At 58.0% G+C, this 19,449-nt stretch carries 26 protein-coding genes; 12 read left to right on the forward strand and 14 right to left on the reverse strand.

What is annotated here, in order from left to right; genetic code table 11:
- Positions 1 to 68: 68 nt before the first annotated feature.
- The 5 genes from AABC73_RS23960 to AABC73_RS23980 are packed head-to-tail and all read right to left on the reverse strand — an operon-like array spanning position 69 to position 3,109.
- Positions 69 to 374: an STAS domain-containing protein gene (locus tag AABC73_RS23960; protein ID WP_341521241.1), complete on the reverse strand. Its 306-nt coding sequence runs from the start codon at positions 372 to 374 to the stop codon at positions 69 to 71.
- Complete coding sequence (locus AABC73_RS23965) at positions 371 to 1,024, reverse strand: ABC transporter substrate-binding protein (protein ID WP_331149738.1); 654 nt, start codon at positions 1,022 to 1,024, stop codon at positions 371 to 373. Before AABC73_RS23965 ends, AABC73_RS23960 begins: the two co-directional genes overlap by 4 nt.
- A gap of 11 nt (positions 1,025 to 1,035) precedes the next feature.
- On the reverse strand, positions 1,036 to 1,503 hold the full coding sequence (gene mlaD / locus AABC73_RS23970; RefSeq protein ID WP_341521242.1) for an outer membrane lipid asymmetry maintenance protein MlaD: 468 nt from the start codon (positions 1,501 to 1,503) through the stop codon (positions 1,036 to 1,038).
- The gene (gene mlaE, locus AABC73_RS23975; protein WP_331148769.1) at positions 1,503 to 2,300 is read right to left on the reverse strand and encodes a lipid asymmetry maintenance ABC transporter permease subunit MlaE; all 798 of its coding nucleotides are present in this window, start codon (positions 2,298 to 2,300) and stop codon (positions 1,503 to 1,505) included. Before mlaE ends, mlaD begins: the two co-directional genes overlap by 1 nt.
- Entirely contained in the window at positions 2,300 to 3,109 is an 810-nt protein-coding gene (locus tag AABC73_RS23980; RefSeq protein ID WP_341521243.1) for an ATP-binding cassette domain-containing protein, read from the reverse strand. Before AABC73_RS23980 ends, mlaE begins: the two co-directional genes overlap by 1 nt.
- A 291-nt stretch (positions 3,110 to 3,400) precedes the next feature.
- Between AABC73_RS23980 and AABC73_RS23985 the strand changes: the two genes are divergently transcribed.
- The 11 genes from AABC73_RS23985 to AABC73_RS24035 all read left to right on the forward strand — a co-directional run bounded on the left by AABC73_RS23985 (position 3,401) and on the right by AABC73_RS24035 (position 10,913).
- On the forward strand, positions 3,401 to 4,375 hold the full coding sequence (locus AABC73_RS23985; RefSeq protein ID WP_341521244.1) for a KpsF/GutQ family sugar-phosphate isomerase: 975 nt from the start codon (positions 3,401 to 3,403) through the stop codon (positions 4,373 to 4,375).
- Positions 4,376 to 4,389: 14 nt separating this feature from the next.
- Positions 4,390 to 4,914 carry a 3-deoxy-manno-octulosonate-8-phosphatase KdsC gene (kdsC, locus tag AABC73_RS23990; protein WP_341521245.1) on the forward strand — a complete coding sequence of 175 codons (525 nt, stop codon included), beginning with the start codon at positions 4,390 to 4,392 and terminating at the stop codon, positions 4,912 to 4,914.
- Between the two features lie 9 nt (positions 4,915 to 4,923).
- On the forward strand, positions 4,924 to 5,496 hold the full coding sequence (gene lptC, locus AABC73_RS23995) for an LPS export ABC transporter periplasmic protein LptC (RefSeq protein ID WP_341521246.1): 573 nt from the start codon (positions 4,924 to 4,926) through the stop codon (positions 5,494 to 5,496).
- Entirely contained in the window at positions 5,483 to 6,025 is a 543-nt protein-coding gene (gene lptA, locus AABC73_RS24000) for a lipopolysaccharide transport periplasmic protein LptA (protein ID WP_341521247.1), read from the forward strand. The genes lptC and lptA overlap by 14 nt, the downstream gene beginning before the upstream one ends.
- Positions 6,026 to 6,751: an LPS export ABC transporter ATP-binding protein gene (gene lptB / locus AABC73_RS24005; RefSeq protein WP_341521248.1), complete on the forward strand. Its 726-nt coding sequence runs from the start codon at positions 6,026 to 6,028 to the stop codon at positions 6,749 to 6,751.
- 185 nt (positions 6,752 to 6,936) lie between these two features.
- On the forward strand, positions 6,937 to 8,430 hold the full coding sequence (locus AABC73_RS24010) for an RNA polymerase factor sigma-54 (protein ID WP_341521249.1): 1,494 nt from the start codon (positions 6,937 to 6,939) through the stop codon (positions 8,428 to 8,430).
- Positions 8,431 to 8,563: 133 nt separating this feature from the next.
- On the forward strand, positions 8,564 to 8,872 hold the full coding sequence (gene raiA, locus AABC73_RS24015) for a ribosome-associated translation inhibitor RaiA (RefSeq protein ID WP_065832888.1): 309 nt from the start codon (positions 8,564 to 8,566) through the stop codon (positions 8,870 to 8,872).
- A 12-nt stretch (positions 8,873 to 8,884) separates the two neighbouring features.
- Positions 8,885 to 9,349 (forward strand): PTS IIA-like nitrogen regulatory protein PtsN, encoded by a 465-nt coding sequence (gene ptsN / locus AABC73_RS24020; RefSeq protein ID WP_065832887.1) that lies wholly within the window; start codon positions 8,885 to 8,887, stop codon positions 9,347 to 9,349.
- 2 nt (positions 9,350 to 9,351) lie between these two features.
- Complete coding sequence (gene rapZ / locus AABC73_RS24025; RefSeq protein WP_020292915.1) at positions 9,352 to 10,209, forward strand: RNase adapter RapZ; 858 nt, start codon at positions 9,352 to 9,354, stop codon at positions 10,207 to 10,209.
- A 16-nt stretch (positions 10,210 to 10,225) separates the two neighbouring features.
- Positions 10,226 to 10,498, forward strand: coding sequence for an HPr family phosphocarrier protein (locus tag AABC73_RS24030; protein WP_331150858.1), 273 nt, complete (start codon positions 10,226 to 10,228; stop codon positions 10,496 to 10,498).
- A gap of 97 nt (positions 10,499 to 10,595) precedes the next feature.
- The gene (locus AABC73_RS24035; RefSeq protein WP_020292911.1) at positions 10,596 to 10,913 is read left to right on the forward strand and encodes an XRE family transcriptional regulator; all 318 of its coding nucleotides are present in this window, start codon (positions 10,596 to 10,598) and stop codon (positions 10,911 to 10,913) included.
- Here the strand turns inward: AABC73_RS24035 and AABC73_RS24040 are convergent.
- From AABC73_RS24040 to pmbA, 8 genes are all read right to left on the reverse strand, one after another.
- Positions 10,910 to 11,314 carry a type II toxin-antitoxin system RelE/ParE family toxin gene (locus AABC73_RS24040; RefSeq protein ID WP_341521250.1) on the reverse strand — a complete coding sequence of 135 codons (405 nt, stop codon included), beginning with the start codon at positions 11,312 to 11,314 and terminating at the stop codon, positions 10,910 to 10,912. The genes AABC73_RS24035 and AABC73_RS24040 overlap by 4 nt on opposite strands.
- Before the next feature lie 163 nt (positions 11,315 to 11,477).
- On the reverse strand, positions 11,478 to 11,816 hold the full coding sequence (locus AABC73_RS24045) for a zinc ribbon domain-containing protein YjdM (protein ID WP_341521251.1): 339 nt from the start codon (positions 11,814 to 11,816) through the stop codon (positions 11,478 to 11,480).
- Positions 11,817 to 11,912: 96 nt separating this feature from the next.
- Entirely contained in the window at positions 11,913 to 12,797 is an 885-nt protein-coding gene (locus AABC73_RS24050; protein WP_341521252.1) for a ZIP family metal transporter, read from the reverse strand.
- 27 nt (positions 12,798 to 12,824) lie between these two features.
- Positions 12,825 to 13,436, reverse strand: coding sequence for a superoxide dismutase (locus AABC73_RS24055; RefSeq protein ID WP_341521253.1), 612 nt, complete (start codon positions 13,434 to 13,436; stop codon positions 12,825 to 12,827).
- A gap of 1 nt (position 13,437) precedes the next feature.
- Positions 13,438 to 13,899 carry a hypothetical protein gene (locus AABC73_RS24060; RefSeq protein WP_341521254.1) on the reverse strand — a complete coding sequence of 154 codons (462 nt, stop codon included), beginning with the start codon at positions 13,897 to 13,899 and terminating at the stop codon, positions 13,438 to 13,440.
- Between the two features lie 32 nt (positions 13,900 to 13,931).
- A complete protein-coding gene (locus AABC73_RS24065; RefSeq protein ID WP_341521255.1) occupies positions 13,932 to 15,308 on the reverse strand; it encodes a class II fumarate hydratase in 1,377 nt (458 codons plus the stop codon).
- Positions 15,301 to 15,699 carry a FagA protein gene (locus AABC73_RS24070; RefSeq protein WP_341521256.1) on the reverse strand — a complete coding sequence of 133 codons (399 nt, stop codon included), beginning with the start codon at positions 15,697 to 15,699 and terminating at the stop codon, positions 15,301 to 15,303. The genes AABC73_RS24065 and AABC73_RS24070 overlap by 8 nt, the downstream gene beginning before the upstream one ends.
- A gap of 286 nt (positions 15,700 to 15,985) precedes the next feature.
- Positions 15,986 to 17,332, reverse strand: coding sequence for a metalloprotease PmbA (gene pmbA / locus AABC73_RS24075; RefSeq protein WP_341521257.1), 1,347 nt, complete (start codon positions 17,330 to 17,332; stop codon positions 15,986 to 15,988).
- Positions 17,333 to 17,439: 107 nt separating this feature from the next.
- Here pmbA and yjgA point away from each other — a divergent pair, with 107 nt between their 5' ends.
- On the forward strand, positions 17,440 to 17,961 hold the full coding sequence (gene yjgA, locus AABC73_RS24080; RefSeq protein ID WP_020292902.1) for a ribosome biogenesis factor YjgA: 522 nt from the start codon (positions 17,440 to 17,442) through the stop codon (positions 17,959 to 17,961).
- A 48-nt stretch (positions 17,962 to 18,009) separates the two neighbouring features.
- On the opposite strand, the gene tldD is transcribed toward yjgA, so the two are convergent.
- Complete coding sequence (gene tldD, locus AABC73_RS24085; protein WP_341521258.1) at positions 18,010 to 19,449, reverse strand: metalloprotease TldD; 1,440 nt, start codon at positions 19,447 to 19,449, stop codon at positions 18,010 to 18,012.

A 19,449-nucleotide genomic window follows, 5' to 3' on the forward strand; every position in this document is an offset into this window, starting at 1 on the left:
AAAAAGCCCACTCAATGCGAACCCCGCAACGCGGGACCCGGACGAGGGGCTCATTCAATGGACATCTTTCAATGGTTGCCGAGCAGCTCGGTCAACTCTGACACCTGGGCAATCTTGCGCATGTCTTCAGGCATCGCGCGAACGGTGACCGACTTGCCTGCTTGCTTGGCGTCCCGCATGAATGCGAGCAACAAAGCGAGGCCGACACTGCTGGACTTCTCGACACCGGCGCAATCGAGTACCACAGTTGGCAGCTCGCTCGACTTGATCAGTGCCGAACCCTGCTTGCGCAGGGCCGGACCGGAGCGATAGTCGAGCACACCGGTCAACTGCAACTCACCCGGTGCGCCAAGTCGAATGGCGGACTCAGTCATTGCGCAGCCTGACCGGCAGCGTCAGGCGCCTTTTCCTTGGCCTTGGCCACTTCGCCAGCCCAATTATTGATGGTTGCATCCAGGTTGTTGCCGTTGCGCTGCATGGCGTCGGAGAACTGATCACGGAACAGCTTGCCGATGTTGATGCCGTTGATGATCACGTTACGCACTTTCCACTCGCCGCCAAGCTTGACGAGAGTATAGGACACTGGGTAGTTCGCCCCGTTGTTGCCCTTGACCAGCATGTCGACGCTGGTGCGGTCGTCGCCTTCAGGCTTTTCCGGGGAAACAGTGATGCCCTGGTTGTTGTATTCCAGCAAGGCATTGCCATAGAACTGCATCAGGCTGCGCTTGAAGTTTTCCTGGAAGCGCTGCATCTGGGCCGGCGAAGCATTGCGCGAATACTTGACGGTCATGATGCTTTTGGAAATGCCATCGGCATCCACCACAGGCCCGACAATGCGATTGAGTGCATCGTAGAAGGCGCTGGGATTGGTTTTGTACTGTTCTTTGTTGGCCGCCAGGTCAGCGAGCAATTCCTTGGTGGTGCGATCCACCAGGTCATGCGCGGACGGCGTAGTGGCCGCATTAGCCAGCATCGGTAGCAACGCCAGTAATACCAGCAGGCCACGGCGCAAGGTTGAGATCATGTAAAAGCTCCTCATTTGGCGTCTTTACTCACGGTATTGAGCAGGAATTTTCCGATCAGGTCTTCCAGCACCAGCGACGACTGCGTGTCATGGATAGTACCGCCATCCTTGAGCTGACGTTCATCGCCGCCCACGCTGATACCCACATATTTTTCACCCAGCAAACCGGCAGTCAGGATCGACGCAGTGGAATCCACAGGAAGGTTATCGACTTTCTTCTGGAGCTCCATGGTCACCCGACCGGTGAAGGTATCGCGATCAAGATCGATCGCCGTCACCTTGCCAATCGTGACGCCGGCCATGCTTACCTTGGCTCTGACAGTCAAACCGGCAATATTGTCGAAATTTGCATAAAGTTTATACGTTTCGCTGGTGGCGCTGCCGCTCAGGCCACTGACGCGCAGGGCCAGCAATAGCAAAGCCAGTATCCCGGCCAGCAGGAACAGGCCGACACCGGTTTCGATGGTGCGGTTTTGCATCAGAAATCTCCAAACATCAAGGCGGTCAAGATAAAGTCCAGGCCCAGTATGGCCAACGAGGCATATACGACGGTTTTGGTAGTGGCGCGACTGATCCCTTCTGACGTGGGCTCACAATCGTAACCCTGGAACACGGCGATCCAGGTCACCACAAACGCAAAAATCATGCTTTTAATGACACCGTTGACCACGTCACCGGTGAAAGAAACGCTGTTCTGCATGTTCGACCAGAACGAACCTTCATAAACGCCGAGCCAGTCAATGGCAACCCAGGAGCCGCCCCAGATGCCGACCACGCTGAAAATCATGGCCAGGATCGGCAAGGAGATGAACCCGGCCCACAAGCGCGGTGCAATGATGTACTTGAGTGGATCGACACCAATCATTTCCAGACTGGACAGCTGCTCGGTGGACTTCATGTTGCCGATCTCGGCGGTCAGCGCGGAACCCGCACGCCCGGCGAACAGCAACGCAGCCACTACCGGCCCCAGTTCACGTAGCAAGGTCAATGCCACCATCTGACCAACGGCCTGTTCCGAGCCATAGCTGGAGAGGATGCTGAAACCCTGCAGTGCCAGCACCATGCCAATGAACATGCCAGAGACGACAATGATCGCCAGGGACATGACGCCGACCGAATGCAGCTGTTTGACCAGCAATTGAAAGCTGCCACCGATCCCGCCACGGCCGAACAAGGCATGGACCAGAAAAATCCCTGATCGTCCCAATACAGTGACGATATCGATAGCGGCGCGCCCAAGCAGGCGTATCCGCTCTAGTAAAGACTTGCTGCGCATCAGCGCTTCCCCAAAAGATCTTCGCGATAATCCGGCGCCGGATAATGAAACGGCACGGGGCCGTCTGGATCGCCGGTCATGAATTGTCGGATACGAGGGTTGTCCGAGCCCATCAGCTCTTGCGGAGTCCCCTGCCCCAGCACCTGGCCATCGCCCACCACATAAAGGTAATCGGCAATGCTGGCGGTCTCAGCCAGATCATGGGAAACGACAACGCTGGTGATCCCCAGCGCATCGTTGAGCAGCTTGATCAGCCGCACCAGGACGCCCATCGCAATCGGGTCCTGGCCCACGAAAGGCTCGTCGTACATGAGGATCTGCGGATCCAGCGCGATTGCCCGCGCGAGCGCTACACGCCGCTTCATGCCACCGGAAAGCTCGTCCGGCATCAATTCGATTGCACCGCGCAGCCCCACTGCCTGCAATTTAAGCAAAACAATGTCACGAATCATTTCTTCCGGCAGTTCGGTATGAACACGCAAGGGAAATGCCACGTTTTCGAACACGTCGAGGTCGGTGAACAAGGCGCCGCTTTGAAACAGCACGCCCATGTGCTTGCGTGCATCAAACAGATCGCTGCGTGACAGCTTGGGCAGGTTCTGGCCGTTGACCCAGATTTCGCCGGCAGACGGGCGCAGTTGTGCGCCCATCAGGCGCAGCAGGGTTGTCTTGCCACTGCCCGAAGGCCCCATGATGCCGGTGACTTTGCCACGGGGAATACTAATATCGACATTTTCGAAGATGCTGCGCGTACCGCGCTTGAAGGAAACGCCCTTCAGCTCGATCGCGTAGGCGTTATCGGCACTCATCAAAGCTCCTTGCGCTACAGACTCACTCTCAGCTGCCTGATCCCTTGGCGGGAGGCATGCTGTCTAGGTGGGCCGAACAGGCCGCGAACTATACCACTGCACTATCACGCTGCCCAAGCGAGAACCGGAGGAATCAATATCACTACAAATAATTTGCGCCGTTTCCTACAAAGTTGTAGGCAGTTGCGGATGTGTTCACGGGTTTGACAACAAAGTGTGACGATCAAGCGTGAGGGAATCACGCATTACCGTTATAATCGCTGCCTTTTAGAAGGCCGAACGATTTTCCCCATGAGCCAGTCCAGCGACCTGATCCAGTCAGCACAACGCACCATTCGCCTCGAACTAGAAGCCGTAGAAGGCTTGCTCAGTCATATTGATGCAGATTTCGTTCGCGCTTGCGAGATGATTCTTGCCAGTAAAGGGCGGGTTGTCGTGGTCGGCATGGGCAAGTCCGGGCACATCGGCAAGAAAATCGCCGCCACCCTGGCCAGTACCGGCACCACCTCGTTCTTTGTGCATCCGGCTGAAGCCAGCCATGGCGACATGGGCATGATCACCGCCGATGACATCATCCTGGCGCTGTCCAATTCCGGCACCACCGCCGAAATCGTTACCTTGCTGCCGCTGATCAAGCGTCTTGGCATCAAGATGATCAGCCTGACGGGCAATCCGGCATCGACGCTGGCCAAGGCCGCCGACATCAACCTGAACGCCCGCGTTGAACACGAAGCCTGCCCGCTGAACCTGGCCCCGACCTCATCGACGACGGCGGCATTGGTGATGGGTGACGCGCTGGCCGTCGCCTTGCTGGAAGCACGCGGCTTCACTGCCGAGGATTTTGCCTTCTCCCATCCGGGCGGCGCGCTGGGCCGACGGCTGCTGCTCAAGGTCGAGCATGTCATGCACACCGGCGACGAATTGCCCAAGGTACAGCGTGGCGCACTGCTGCGTGACTCATTGATGGAAATGACCCGCAAGGGCCTGGGCATGACCGCGATTCTGGAAGCCGATGGACGACTGGCGGGGATATTCACCGATGGCGATTTGCGCCGCACGCTGGATCGCCCTATCGACATCCGCCTGACGACCATTGATGAAGTCATGACGCTCCATGGCAAGACTGCGCGCCCCGAGATGCTGGCGGCCGAAGCCTTGAAAATCATGGAAGACCACAAGATTGGTGCGTTGATCGTCGTCGACGAAAATGACCACCCCGTCGGCGCGTTCAACTTGCAGGATCTTCTGCGCGCGGGCGTCATGTAATGGGAGACGTGACCATGACCACTGATTTGCTGCAACGCGGCAAGAACATCAAGCTGGCGATTTTCGACGTCGATGGCGTGCTGACTGACGGCCGCCTTTACTTCCTGGAAGACGGCAGCGAATTCAAGACTTTCAATACGCTGGACGGCCAGGGCATCAAGATGCTCATCGCCTCCGGCGTCACCACTGCTATCATCAGCGGCCGCAAGACCCCGATTGTAGAGCGTCGAGCCAGCAATCTGGGCATCGCGCACCTGTATCAGGGTCGTGAAGACAAGCTGGTTGTGCTGGATGAATTGCTCGGCCAGCTCAATCTGAGTTACGAACAGGTCGCTTATCTGGGGGATGATCTGCCAGACTTGCCGGTCATCCGTCGTGTCGGACTGGGCATGGCAGTTGCCAATGCCAACGGTTTCGTACAGCAACATGCCCATGGCGTTACCAAGGCACGTGGCGGCGAAGGCGCGGCTCGCGAGTTCTGCGAACTGATTCTCAGCGCCCAGGGCAACCTTGAAGCAGCCCACGCCGCCTACTTATAGAAGCCATTTATGTTCAGTAAAAAAATTCGTTCGTTTCTGATCTTCGGTGTGCTGGCAGTACTGCTCGCCGCTGCCGGTTATTGGAATATCAGCCCTGAAAGCTTCATGGATCAGCCCGTGACGGCGGTGGACGAAAGCGCCATCGATTTCTACGCGATCAACGCCCACAGCGTTCAGTACCTGCCGGATGGCAAGCTGCAGTACGAGATGACGGCAGACAAGGTCGAGCACCTGAAGGCCACCGATGTCACGTTGCTGACCACGCCGGACCTGCAAATGTATCGCGGCACGCTTTATCCGTGGCACATCCAGAGCAAGCAAGGTGAAGTATCCCCTGGCGGCACTCAGGTCGAATTGATCGATTCGGTTCGCGTAGCACGAACCGACGATAAAAACCGTACGACCATTATCACCAGTAGTCGAATGACCGTATTCCCACAGAAGCAATATGCGCAGACCGAGCAAGCCGTTAGAATCGACGGCGCGGGCGGTGTGACCACGGCCAAGGGAATGAAAGCGTATTTGAACGACGGCAGGATGGACCTGCTGTCCAACGTAAGAGGACAGTATGAGGCTCGTTAAAACCCTTCCTTTATTGCTCGGCCTGGGCGCAGCACTGGGAAGCGCGAGCGCCTGGTCCCTGCAGACTGACCGCGATCAACCGATCCACATTCAGTCTGACGATGCGCAGCTTGATGACAAAAAAGGCGTGGCCACCTACAAGGGCAACGTCATCATCACGCAGGGCTCGATGAAGATCACCGGCAACACCGTGACCATTACCCGTAACGCTCAGGGCGAAGTCGACGTGTTCACCTCCGTTGGCAACCTGGCTTATTACGAGCAGAAGCCCTCGGTGGACAAGCCAATCGTTCAGGCCTACGCGATCACCATTCAATACTACGCGGCGCAGGATCGCATCGTATTGATCGACAAGGCCAAGGTCATCAATGACGGCAACACGTCCGAAGGCGAGAAAATCGTCTACGACACCGTGAAGCAGATCGTCAGCGCCGGCCGTGCCAATGGCAACAAGGTCACCGCACCTCGTCCGCGTATCGACATGGTTATCCAGCCGAAAAAGAAAACCGACCAGCAGAAGGCCCAGTAAATGGCGACGCTGAAAGCCCAGCATTTGGCTAAAAGCTACAAGGGCCGTCAGGTCGTACGCGATGTGAGCCTGTCGATCGACAGTGGGCAAATAGTTGGCCTGCTCGGGCCTAACGGTGCCGGCAAGACAACCTGCTTCTACATGATCGTTGGCCTGGTTCAGGCCGATCAGGGCCGCGTCCTGATCGACGACCTGGACGTCAGCCACCAGCCGATGCACGGCCGCGCGCGCGCAGGTATCGGTTATCTTCCCCAGGAAGCATCGATCTTTCGCAAGCTTTCGGTAGCCGACAACATCATGGCGATCCTTGAAACCCGCAAGGAGCTGGACGGCACCGCGCGCCGCAAAGAACTGGAAAGCCTGTTGCAGGAATTCCACATCAGCCATATCCGCGACAACCTGGGCATGAGCCTGTCCGGTGGTGAACGTCGCCGGGTGGAAATCGCCCGCGCGCTGGCCACTTCGCCGAAATTCATCCTGCTCGACGAACCCTTCGCCGGCGTGGACCCGATTTCGGTAGGGGATATCAAGCAGATCATTCATCACCTGAAAGCCAAGGGTATCGGCGTTCTGATCACCGATCACAACGTCCGCGAAACCCTGGATATCTGCGAAACCGCTTACATCGTCAACGATGGGCAACTGATCGCCGAAGGCGATTCGGAAACCATTCTGGCTAACCAGCTGGTGAAAGAGGTTTACCTCGGTCACGAGTTCCGCCTGTAATTGCTGCGGTGTCCCGCTTCCCCAAGCGAGCAATGCCCGAGTGCTTTCAATGATGATGCATTAATTGCCATCACACTCTAGGCAAACACTTCGGTTTCAGGCATATAATTTGCTTATGTAGGCGCCCCGGCGCCCTGATAGTGGATGGCGCACGTGCGCCGGCGAATAAGGTGTTAGCCCCAGCCATGAAACCATCGCTAGTCTTGAGAATGGGCCAGCAGCTGACGATGACACCGCAGCTGCAACAGGCCATCCGCTTACTCCAGCTGTCGACTCTGGATCTCCAACAGGAGATTCAAGAGGCGCTGGAATCCAACCCCATGCTGGAACGCCAGGAAGAAGGCGACGATTTCGACAACGCCGATCCACTGGCTGACAGTATCGAGCAAAAGCCAAATCCTGATGTTCAGGAGCCGACATATCAGGAACCCGCCCCGACGGTCGACAACCTGGAAGAAGGCGAATGGAACGAGCGCATTCCCAACGAACTGCCGGTCGACACGGCCTGGGAGGACGTTTATCAGACCAGCGCCAGCAGCCTGCCCAGCAATGACGACGACGAATGGGACTTCACCACCCGCACATCCGTCGGTGAAAGCCTGCAGAGCCACCTGCTCTGGCAGTTGAACCTGGCGCCGATGTCCGACACTGATCGCCTGATTGCCGTGACGCTGATCGACTGCATCAACAATCAGGGTTATCTGGACGAAACACTCGAAGAAATTCTCGACGCCTTCGATCCCGAACTCGATATCGAGCTTGATGAGATCGAAGCCGTTCTGCACCGCATCCAGCAGTTTGAACCCGCCGGTATCGGCGCGCGCAATCTCAGCGAATGCCTGATGCTGCAACTGCGCCAACTGCCTGCCAAGACCCGCTGGCTCGCCGAAGCCCAGCGTCTGGTCAGCGACTTCATCGACCTGCTGGGCAGTCGCGACTATGGCCAGCTGATGCGTCGCATGAAACTCAAGGAAGACGAGCTGCGCCAGGTCATCGAACTGGTGCAGAGCCTCAACCCACGGCCGGGCTCGCAAATCGAATCCGCCGAAGCCGAATATGTCGTCCCCGACGTCATTGTGCGCAAGGATAACGAGCGCTGGCTGGTTGAACTTAATCAAGAGTCGGTCCCTCGCCTGCGCGTGAACCCGCAATACGCCGGGTTCGTACGCCGCGCCGATACCAGCGCCGACAACACCTTCATGCGCAATCAGTTGCAGGAGGCCCGCTGGTTCATCAAGAGCCTGCAGAGCCGCAACGAAACACTCATGAAGGTCGCCACGCAGATCGTCGAGCATCAGCGCGGCTTCCTCGAATACGGCGACGAAGCGATGAAGCCGCTGGTCCTGCATGACATCGCTGAAGCGGTCGGCATGCACGAATCGACGATTTCCCGCGTGACCACGCAAAAATTCATGCATACGCCACGTGGTATCTACGAACTGAAATATTTCTTTTCGAGCCACGTAAGCACCTCCGAGGGCGGTGAGTGTTCGTCCACAGCGATTCGCGCGATCATCAAAAAACTGGTTGCAGCGGAAAATCAGAAAAAGCCGTTGAGTGACAGCAAGATCGCTGGTTTACTGGAGGCACAAGGCATTCAGGTAGCTCGCCGCACAGTTGCTAAATACCGCGAATCACTTGGGATCGCGCCATCGAGCGAGCGCAAGCGACTGATATGACGATCGAGGCCGTGTAAAACGTAGCGAGCCAAGCCCGCACCCGTTTTTATGCAGCCCCGCCTGAAGCCATAGCGTTCCAGTGGCAGGTATTTCAACCTGCCTCTTTATGCACTGGCAACGAAGGAGAAGCTGTATGCAAGTCAACATCAGTGGACACCAATTAGAAGTGACCAAGCCCCTGCGCGAATACATCGAGCTGAAACTCAAGAAGCTCGAGGGGCATTTTGACAAGATTACCAATGTGCAGGTAACGATGGCGGTCGAGAAACTGAAACAGAAGATCGAAGCCACGCTGCATATCCACGGTGGGGAGGTCGTAGCTAACGCAGAACATGACGACATGTATGCGGCGATCGATCTGCTCACTGACAAGCTGGACCGACAATTGCTAAAGCATAAGGAAAAGCAGCAGAACATCCTTAAAGGTGCGACAGCTCGCTAACACTCCCAACCCATGATCCGACTCGAAAACATCCTGACCCCTGGCCGTTCACTCGTGAACGTGCCGGGCGGCAGTAAGAAACGCGTACTTGAACAGATTGCCAATCTGATCGGCAGAGAAGTGCCTGATCTGGATTCGCAAACCGTGTTCGAAAGCCTTGTTGCCCGAGAAAAACTCGGTTCTACCGGCTTTGGCAATGGCATCGCCATCCCGCATTGTCGCCTGAAGGGTTGTCACTCGCCCATCAGTGCGTTGCTGCACCTGGACGCACCTGTTGATTTCGATGCCATTGATGGTGCGCCTGTGGACCTGCTGTTTGTCCTGCTGGTCCCGGAAGCTGCCACCGATGCACACCTGGAGCTGTTGCGCCAAATCGCCAGCATGCTTGATCGCAAAGAAGTGCGTGACCGCCTGCGCAGCGCCGAAAGCAATGAAGCGCTTTATCAGGTGGTACTGGACGAGCAGAACGGGCATTAACCATGCGCATGATTATCGTCAGTGGCCGTTCAGGCTCCGGCAAGAGTACGGCCCTGGATGTATTGGAGGACAGCGGCTTCTACTGCGTTGATAACCTCCCCGCCGGCCTGCTGCCTGAGCTTGCTGAGCGCGCGCTGATCAATACGGAACTGGCTGAGCCGCTGCTTGCCGTTTCCATCGACGCGCGCAATCTGCCAAGCCACCTGACCCGCTTCCCGCAAATGCTTGAAGAAGTACGCTCGCGTAACATTCAGTGCGATGTGCTGTATCTGGACGCTGACGAAGCAACCCTCTTCAAGCGTTTCTCTGAAACCCGTCGCCGCCATCCGCTGAGCACCGCAAATCGCTCGCTCGCCGAGGCGATCCGGGACGAAACCACCTTGCTGGGCCCGATCATCGATCTGGCCGATCTGAAGATCAACACCACGCACCTGAATCTCTATCAGCTGCGCGACACGCTGAAACTGCGCCTGCTGAACAAGCCGGAACCGGGCACTGCATTCCTGATCGAGTCGTTTGGCTTCAAGCGCGGCATGCCGGTGGATGCCGATCTGGTTTTCGATGTCCGCTGCCTGCCCAATCCCTACTGGAAGCCGGAACTGCGCGAACAGTCGGGCCTCGACCAGCCAGTTATCGACTACCTTGCTGCGCAGCCCGACGTCGAGGAAATGTTCCAGGACATTTTCACCTACCTCAACAAATGGCTACCCCGCTTCGCTGCCAGCAATCGCTCCTATGTCACCATTGCCATTGGCTGCACCGGCGGGCACCACCGCTCTGTTTACCTGACCGAGCGCCTCGGCCAGGTCCTGCATCAATCCCTCAAGAACGTTCAGGTCCGTCACCGCGACCTAAGCTGAAAGGACTTTCACTGCGATGCCCGCTCGTCAAATAACAATCATCAACAAGCTCGGCCTGCACGCCCGCGCCGCCGCCAAATTCGTCGGCGTGGCCGGAAGATTCCCTTGCCAGATCAGAGTCGGCCGTTCGCCTGAAAGCATGGTCGATGGCAAAAGCATCATGGCCGTCATGATGCTCGCCGCCGGCAAAGGCACGGAGATCCACCTGTCTACCGAAGGCGAACAGGAAGACGCTGCGCTGGATGGCCTGGTCGAGCTGATTGACAACAAGTTTGATGAGGGTGAATAGATCGCTGCTGTAAGGTCAACAATATTTTTCCTTGCCAGCTCATTGCGTCGCAGCTACTATTTTATCTTAAATTTAAGATATTCTGTAGAGGCATGTTATGGCGCTTCAATTTCACGACAGCCCTTTTCACGTGACCCATGATGAAGAAGCTGCCAGCAAGATGGCACTCAAGATGGATCTCTCGATCTTCATCACCAACTGCATTAAAAAGTTGGGTCTCAAGCAAAGCGAAGCGGCGGTCAGGCTGGGTTTGACTCAGTCGCGAGTTTCGGAACTGGCTAACGGCAAAATCGAAAAATTCACTATCGACGCCATGATAGATATGCTCGACAGGTTGGGCTTCCGCGCCAATTTCACAATGTCAGCGTCGGATATCGATGCCTCACCTCAAATTGTGATTTCCAGGCAGGCTTAAAGCCGGTATCCCATACCTCGCAACTCGCTTTTGAGTTCCTTAAGCCTGAGCGTAGCAACCGTCATCGCATGCCTATCGGTGTTATTCGTCGTTTTTACGAACGAGTGCAGGACGACGACCATTTCGGCATATTTGGCGATATAAAGGCAGCGGTACGCCGGGCTGCCGTTAATGATCAGCTCGATCACGCCAGCGCCAACGGAATCAACAAGCTGCTTGATAGCCAGTCGTGGTTCCTGTTCAAACTGAATCCTTCTCAGATCTTTGCCGAATTCATCCTGCACATTTTCCGGCAGATCCTTGTATTCCCGCTCGGCGGCGGCGCTTACAAACGCAAACCTTTTCAAAAATGACCCTATTGGCTGTCCAGGATTTCCTTGAGGCAGCGTCGCGCGACTCAAGTGGGCTCGCTAAAGCGCGGATAGGTATTGTACTTACGCCACTTGAAGGAAAAATCTGCAAACTCCGTACGCCGGATATGAAAAATCCGAAGTCCTCGCGAACTTCGGATTACACATCGGCGACGGCGTTGAAGCTCAGTAAAGCGTCAACAGCCGGGGAAGCTTAGCCCTTCTTCACAAACTCCGACTTCAGCTTCATGGCGCCGATGCCGTCGATTTTGCAGTCGATGTCGTGATCGCCGTCGACCAGACGGATGTTCTTGACCTTGGTGCCGACCTTGACCACCAACGAAGAGCCTTTGACTTTCAGGTCCTTGATAACGGTGACAGTATCGCCGTCTTGCAGGGTATTACCGACCGAATCCTTGATGACCTTCACGTCGTCGGCGGCTTCGGCAGTTCCTTGGGCGGACCATTCGTGCGCGCATTCCGGGCAGATCAGCATCGCACCGTCTTCGTAGGTGTATTCGGAATTACATTTCGGGCAGGCAGGTAAGCTCACGGGGACTCTCGCGTCGAAGGATAAAAACCATGGATTATAAGGGGTTTTTCCCGATGCAGGGGGACGAATCCCCGCACGCATTCATCGATGACGTGTTCAGACCAACGCGGTATCCATCACCATCATCAGGCAAAAGCCGGAGATCAGCCCAAGACTGGCAATCTTGTCATGCCCGTTGCGGCGGGATTCCGGGATGATTTCCTGGGTCACCACCAGCAGCATGGCCCCCGCCGCGAAGGCCAGGCCCAGCGGAAGCAACAACTCGGCGATGGCTACCAACCAGGCACACAGCAAGGCGAACACCGGCTCCACCAGCCCGGATGCAGCGCCGATCAGGAACGCCTTGAAGCGTGACATCCCGGCACCTGCCAGTACCAATGCGATAACCAGCCCTTCCGGCACGTCCTGAATGGCGATACCCATCGCCACGCTGTCGGCATCGGGCAGACCGCCCCCCGCAGAAACACCAATGGCCATGCCTTCCGGAATGTTGTGGGCAATGATCGCGATGACGAACAGCCAGATGCGTGGCGCAATGGCCGGCAGTTCCGAGCCACTGAGCGGCGAGCCTTTCGAGACGCTGTGATCGACCACGAACAGGCCAATCGCGCCGAGAAAGATTCCCAGGCTGACCATGCCGCCCGCGCCCCAAGGAGAATATCCAAGGCTTTCAGCGGCGCTCAGGCCAGGCACGATCAGCGAAAACGCCGTCGCGGCCAGCATCACTCCGGCGCCGAAGCCCAACAGGCCATCGGAAACCGCCACCGGCATGTTGCGGATAACCAGCACAGGCACCGCGCCCAACGCAGTGCCCAAGGCGCAGATTGCGCCGCCTTCAAGGGCGCGCATCAAACGCGGCTCCAGGCTCAACCAGCTCAAACCTTGCGAGACCAACAGCGCCGTGCCGGCCAGCAGCAGAATTGAACCCAATGCAAGGCGAAACAGGCGCCCGCTGCTGATCGTGACTATTTCCGTGCGCATAAACTGCCTTGGATCGGTGGTGGAAAATCAGGCCAGAGCGGCCTGGTAACGCCGGGAGACTTCGGCCCAGTTGATGACGTTATAAAACGCGTTGATGTATTCCGGGCGGCGGTTCTGATAGCGCAGGTAGTAAGCGTGCTCCCACACATCCAGGCCCAGGATTGGCGTATTGCCGTTCATCAACGGGCTGTCCTGATTGCCGCTGCTTTCGACCACCAGCTTGTTTTCAGGGGTGACACTCAGCCAGGCCCAGCCGCTGCCGAAGCGGGTCAACGCGGCTTTAGTGAACGCATCCTTGAACTGCTCGAAACCACCCAGTTGCTCATCAATGGCCTTGGCAACATCGCCTTCAGGCAAACCACCACCTTTGGGTGTCATGACCGCCCAGAACAGCGAATGGTTGGCGTGTCCGCCGCCCTGATTGATCACTGCCGGGCGCAGTTTTTCCGGCAACTGCTGCACCGCTGCCACCAACTTCTCGATTGGCCATTCAGCCCATTCGGTGCCTTCGACGGCAGCATTGAGGTTGTTGATGTAGGTCTGGTGATGCTTGGTGTAGTGGATTTCCATGGTCTGCGCATCGATGTGCGGTTCCAGGGCGTCGTAGGCGTAAGGCAATGCAGGCAAGGTAAACGGCATATCAATGTACTCCGTGGGAATGGCCGAAAGTGGTGGCGGCGTTGCGCTGCAATGACACCCGCGCGTGCTCGCCGCCGCTGCTCAGCAGCCGATGGGTCCGAGGGTATTCGCCGTGTTCACTGATGAAATTCAGCAGTTCGGCGTAGGTTTTGCTGCTGTGGCGCAGGGCCGCTTTGCGCAACGCAGACGTAAAATGCGCGTCCTGCATGACGTGCAGTAATCGCTGGTGGATCGCGCAGAGGTATTCCGCGCTCTCCTCCGGCTGTTTCAGGCTCAGGTGCAGGTCAGCCAGGTTGTGATGGGAAATGACGCACGCCGCCACGGCTTCGTCAGGGTTCGGCCAGCGGTCGAACAACACTTGAGCCAGCGCCAGCGCCTGCAGATACAACTCACGGGCGTCAACCAGCTCACCGAGATTGAAACAGCGATTGGCATGTTCGATAGTGCGTTTCCAGTGCTCCATGGCGCGACTCCTCAAGCGGTGGCTGGCAAGCGTCAGATCCCGCCAGCGGTCAGTTTTTCCGGATCGAGCAGCGTTTCCAGCTGGTTACGCTGCAAGTCGGTATGTTCAAGCGCGACATCAATGATCGGCCGCCCCTGCTTGTAGGCGGTCTTGGCGATCTCGGCGGCCTTTTGGTAGCCGATGATCGGATTCAAGGCGGTCACCAGGATCGGATTGCGCGACAGCGCTTCCTTGAGCTTGGCTTCGTTGACCTTGAAGGTGGCGATGGCTTTGTCGGCCAGCAGACGGCTGGAGTTGGCCAGCAACTCGATGCTGCTCAGCAGGTTCTGGGCAATGATCGGCAACATCACGTTCAGTTCGAAATTTCCCGACTGGCCAGCGACGGTGATGGCTGCGTCGTTGCCGATGACTTGCGCGGCAACCATGGCGGTGGCTTCCGGGATTACCGGATTGACCTTGCCAGGCATGATCGACGAACCCGGCTGCAAGGCCTCCAGCTCGATTTCACCCAAACCCGCCAGTGGTCCGGAATTCATCCAGCGCAGGTCATTGGCGATTTTCATCAGCGACACCGCCGTGCCTTTGAGCTGGCCGGATACCGCGACGGCGGTGTCTTGCGAGCCGATCAGCGCGAACAAATCCTTGCCCGGCACAAACTCAACGTTGCTCAGACGACTCAGGTGCGTGCTGAAACGTTTGGCGAACTCAGGATGCGCGTTGATCCCCGTGCCCACCGCCGTGCCGCCTTGCGCCAGGGCTTGCAGGCTTGGCAGCAAAGCTTGCAGGTGTTCGATATTGGCGCGGATCTGCTGCGCCCAGCCGTTCAATACCTGGCTCATGCGCACTGGCATGGCGTCCATCAGGTGCGTGCGGCCGGTCTTGATGAACGGATGAACCTCGACAGCCTTGCGCTCGATCACGTCGACCAGATGGCTCAGCGCTGGCAGCAATTGCTCGTGCAGCGCCAGCGCCGCGCTGACATGAATCGTGGTGGGGATGATGTCATTGCTGCTTTGCCCGCAATTCACGTGATCGTTCGGGTTGACCGTTTCACCCAGAACACGGCTCGCCAGGGTCGCGATGACTTCGTTGGCGTTCATGTTGGTGCTGGTGCCGGATCCGGTCTGGAACACATCCACCGGGAAGTGCGCCATGTAATCCGACGCCAGCAGATCCTTGCAGGCAGTGACGATGGCCGAGCTCTGCGCTTCGGAAATCTGCTCCAGCTCGAGATTGGCCTGGGCCGCAGCCGCTTTGGCGAGCAACAAGGCCCGGACGAATTGAGCCGGCATGCGCAGATTGCTGATGGGGAAGTTATTCACCGCACGCTGAGTCTGCGCGCCATACAGAGCCTCGGCCGGCACCTGCAATTCGCCCATGCTGTCGCGTTCGATACGGGTATTACTCATCGGAATATCCTTGCACCAGTTCAGTAAGAGAAATCGAGGGTTGCAGTACGCAGGTCGCCAGTTGCCGGGCCAGCGCGTGGACGCGTTGCTGTTCTGCGCAAGACCTGGCGAGCGCCTGCAGGTCGCGCAGCGGGCGCCAGGCCTGATCGACGCACAAGCAGCGCCAATGCCAGGGCAGAACCGTGTCGCGGGCGGTATCCAGCAAGGTGCGCAAGGAGGTTTCAGCGATCATTGCGCGAGGCGTGGCCGTGAAACGCGCCAGATAGCGGCCTTCGGCCAGGTAATGGTCGATCAATCGCGGCTCGTCGGGATCGAGGGCGCAACGAACTCTCAGGCTCAAGGCGCGCCAGTTTTCCAGGTGCGGCGGCAACGCGTGCAAGGCAGGACGCATGAAACTCATCTCATTTACGTAATGATATTCATTATTAAATGATATTGAGAATCAAAACAACCCTGAGGGGGAGTGGATAGAGATCTGTTAGAGCGAGGCTTGCCCGCGAATCAGGCGCCTCGGTAGGCCACACCTACCGCGTTATCGTTCTTCGCGGGCAATCCTCGCTCCAACGAATAGCGTTTAAATTCAAATGGTTAGGTGTGTTTGATGTGAGCCAACTTGTTGACGAGACAAACATTGCCTCGCCAACAAAGTTGGCTCCTACAGTGCGAACTAATCGTGGTCAGCTACCCGCAACCGTCATTTTTTCGATCAATACCGAACCGGTGCGGATGTTGCTGCGCAGCTCCAGGTCGTTACCGACCGCGACGATCTGTTTGAACATGTCGCGCATGTTGCCGGCAATCGTGACTTCCTGGACCGGGAACTGGATTTCGCCGTTCTCGACCCAGAAACCCGCCGCGCCACGAGAATAGTCACCAGTAACCATGTTCAAGCCGCTGCCCATCAGCTCAGTGACCAGCAGGCCGCGCCCCATGCGACGCACCAGCGCTGCCTGATCTTCGCTGCCGTGGGTGACGAACAGGTTGTGCACGCCGCCAGCGTTGGCGGTGCTTGGCAGGTTCAGCTTACGGCCCGAATAGGTGCTGAGGATGTAGGAAACCAGCTCGCCGCCTTCGACGAAAGGCTTGGCGTACGTCGCCAGACCGTCCCCGTCAAAGGCCGAACTGCCCATGGCGCGCATCAAGTGCGGACGCTCATCGATGGTCATCCATTCCGGGAACAACCGCTGGCCCATGGCGCCTTCGAGGAAGGAAGACTTGCGGTACAGGTTGCCGCCGGAAATTGCCGCGAGGAAACTGCCGAACAGACCACCGGCCAATTCTGCGGAAAACAGCACCGGCACTTCACAGGTCGGCACCGGCCGCGCGCCCAGACGGCTTGCTGCACGCTCTGCGGCTTTGCGGCCGATGCTTTGGGCGTCGGCGAGCAGTTCGCCCTGGCGGCTCACGTCGTACCAGTAATCACGCTGCATCTGGCCTTCGCCTTCAGCGATCATCACGCAGCTCAGGCTGTGCCGGGTCGACGCGTAACCACCGATGAACCCATGGCTGTTGCCGTAGACACGGCAGCCCTGATGCGTGCTGAGCGTGGTGCCATCGGCATTTCTGATCCGGCTGTCGGCATCGAACGCAGCCGCTTCACACAGCAGGGCTTTTTCGATGGCCTGCTCCGGGGTGATGTCCCAGGCGTGATACAGATCGAAATCCATCTGCTCCTTGGCCATCAACGCAGCATCAGCCAGGCCCGAGCTTTCATCTTCAGAGGTGTGCTTGGCAATCGCCAGCGCCGCCGCGACGGTTTCGCGAATGGCGTCCGCGCCGCTGGCCGAGGTGCTGGCCGAGCCTTTGCGCTGGCCGACGTACAAGGTAATGCCGAAACCCTGGTCGCGATTGAACTCGACTGTTTCGACTTCCCGCTGGCGAACCGAGGTCGACAGGCCCTGCTCCAGCGATACCGCTACTTCGCAGGCGCTGGCGCCCTGACGCTTGGCTTCGGCAATGATTTGTTCCACTTGTTCCTGCAGTGCGGGCAAGGCCTGTGGGCCAACGCTTTGTGATGCACTCATGACTTTCTCCATCAAATTCTGCTTTCGGCACAGGCCGAGTACCGACCGGGCCGGACAAGCGGCCCCCGACTGGTTATCATGGCGGCGTTTATTTGCGGACTGCCCCCATGGTTGATTCTTACGACGACTCCCTCGACGGGGAGAAAAGCAAAACTCAGGTCAAACGCGAGCTGCATGCTCTGGTTGATCTCGGCGAACGCCTGACGACGCTCAAGCCTGACTTGCTGGCCAAGCTGCCGTTGACCGACGCCTTGCGCAAGGCCCTGGCCGATGCGCCCAAGCACACGGCCAACATTGCGCGAAAACGGCACATCATGTTCATCGGCAAGCTGATGCGCGATCAGGATCAGGACGCCATTCTGGTGTTGCTTGATCAACTCGATGCCTCCACTCGCCAATACAACGAACGTTTTCATGGTCTGGAACGCTGGCGTGATCGCTTGATCGCGGGCGATGACGCCGTGCTGGAGAAGTTTGTCAGCGAATATCCGGATGCGGATCGCCAACAACTGCGTTCCTTGATTCGCCAGGCTCAACACGAGCTTGCGCAAAACAAGCCACCGGCCTCCAGCCGTAAAATCTTCAAGTACATTCGTGAACTGGATGAGACGCTGCGCGGCTTGCGCTAGCTTCAAGTCGCGGGGCGGACTGTTTGACGATCCGCCCCGGCTTCACCCTTAACCGCCCGTGCCGCCCACCGTGATCGCATCGATCTTCAGGGTCGGCTGACCCACGCCTACCGGAACCGACTGGCCATCTTTGCCGCAGGTGCCGACGCCGCTGTCCAGCGACAAGTCATTACCCACCATCGACACCTTGCTCATCGCCTCCGGGCCGTTACCAATCAAGGTCGCGCCTTTGACCGGGGCAGTGATCTTGCCGTCTTCGATCAAATACGCTTCGCTGGTGGAGAACACGAACTTGCCGCTGGTGATGTCGACCTGGCCGCCGCCGAGGTTGGCGCAATAAATCCCGCGCTTCACCGAAGCAATGATTTCCTGCGGATCGCTCTGCCCGGCCAGCATGTAGGTGTTGGTCATGCGTGGCATCGGCAGATGGGCATAGGATTCGCGGCGACCGTTACCGGTCCGCGCCACGCCCATCAGCCGCGCATTGAGCTTGTCTTGCATGTAGCCCTTGAGGACGCCGTTTTCGATCAGCGTGGTGCATTCGGTCGGCGTACCTTCGTCATCGATGCTCAGCGAACCACGACGACCGGCCAGCGTGCCGTCATCAACGATGGTGCACAGCTTGGACGCGACCATTTCACCCATGCGCCCGCTGTACGCGGAACTGCCCTTGCGGTTGAAATCGCCTTCCAGACCATGGCCCACGGCTTCGTGGAGCAACACGCCCGACCAACCGGAGCCCAACACCACTGGCAACGTGCCGGCCGGTGCCGGAATGGCTTCCAGGTTGACCAGCGCCTGACGCAACGCTTCACGGGCGTAACCCATGGCGCGGTCGTCGCTGAGGAAATAACGGTAATCGGTACGCCCGCCGCCGCCATGCCCGCCGCGCTCGCGACGGCCGTTCTGCTCAACGATCACACTGACGTTGAAGCGCACCAGCGGGCGTACATCGGCGGCCAGACTGCCATCGGTGGAGGCTACAAGAATGCGTTCCCAAACCCCGGCCATGCTCACGGTCACCTGCTGGATACGCGTATCCAGAGCCCGGGTAGCGATATCGACACGCTTGAGCAGTTCGACCTTCTCCGCGCGCGTCATGACTTCCAGCGGGTTGTCCGGCGCGTACAACTGGGCAACGTCCTGGGTCGTGAACGCCTGAACGGTGCCGTTCTGGCCGGCACGGGAAATCGAACGCGCCGCGCGCGCCGCCGTGCTCAAGGCTTCATGGGTAATCGCGTTGCTGTAGGCGAAGCCGGTTTTCTCACCCGATTGCGCCCGTACACCAACGCCTTGATCGAGGTTGAAACTGCCTTCCTTGACGATGCCGTCTTCCAGCGACCAGGACTCGGAAATCTGACCCTGGAAATACAGGTCAGCCGCGTCGATACCCGGGCCGGCCAGCTCGCCCAGCACCGATTGAAGGCTGTCGAGGGTCACGCCGCCGGGGGCCAGAAGGTGTTCGCTGACTGAGGACAAGTCGCTCAT

This window comes from Pseudomonas sp. G.S.17 (assembly GCF_038096165.1).
Taxonomy (GTDB): domain Bacteria; phylum Pseudomonadota; class Gammaproteobacteria; order Pseudomonadales; family Pseudomonadaceae; genus Aquipseudomonas.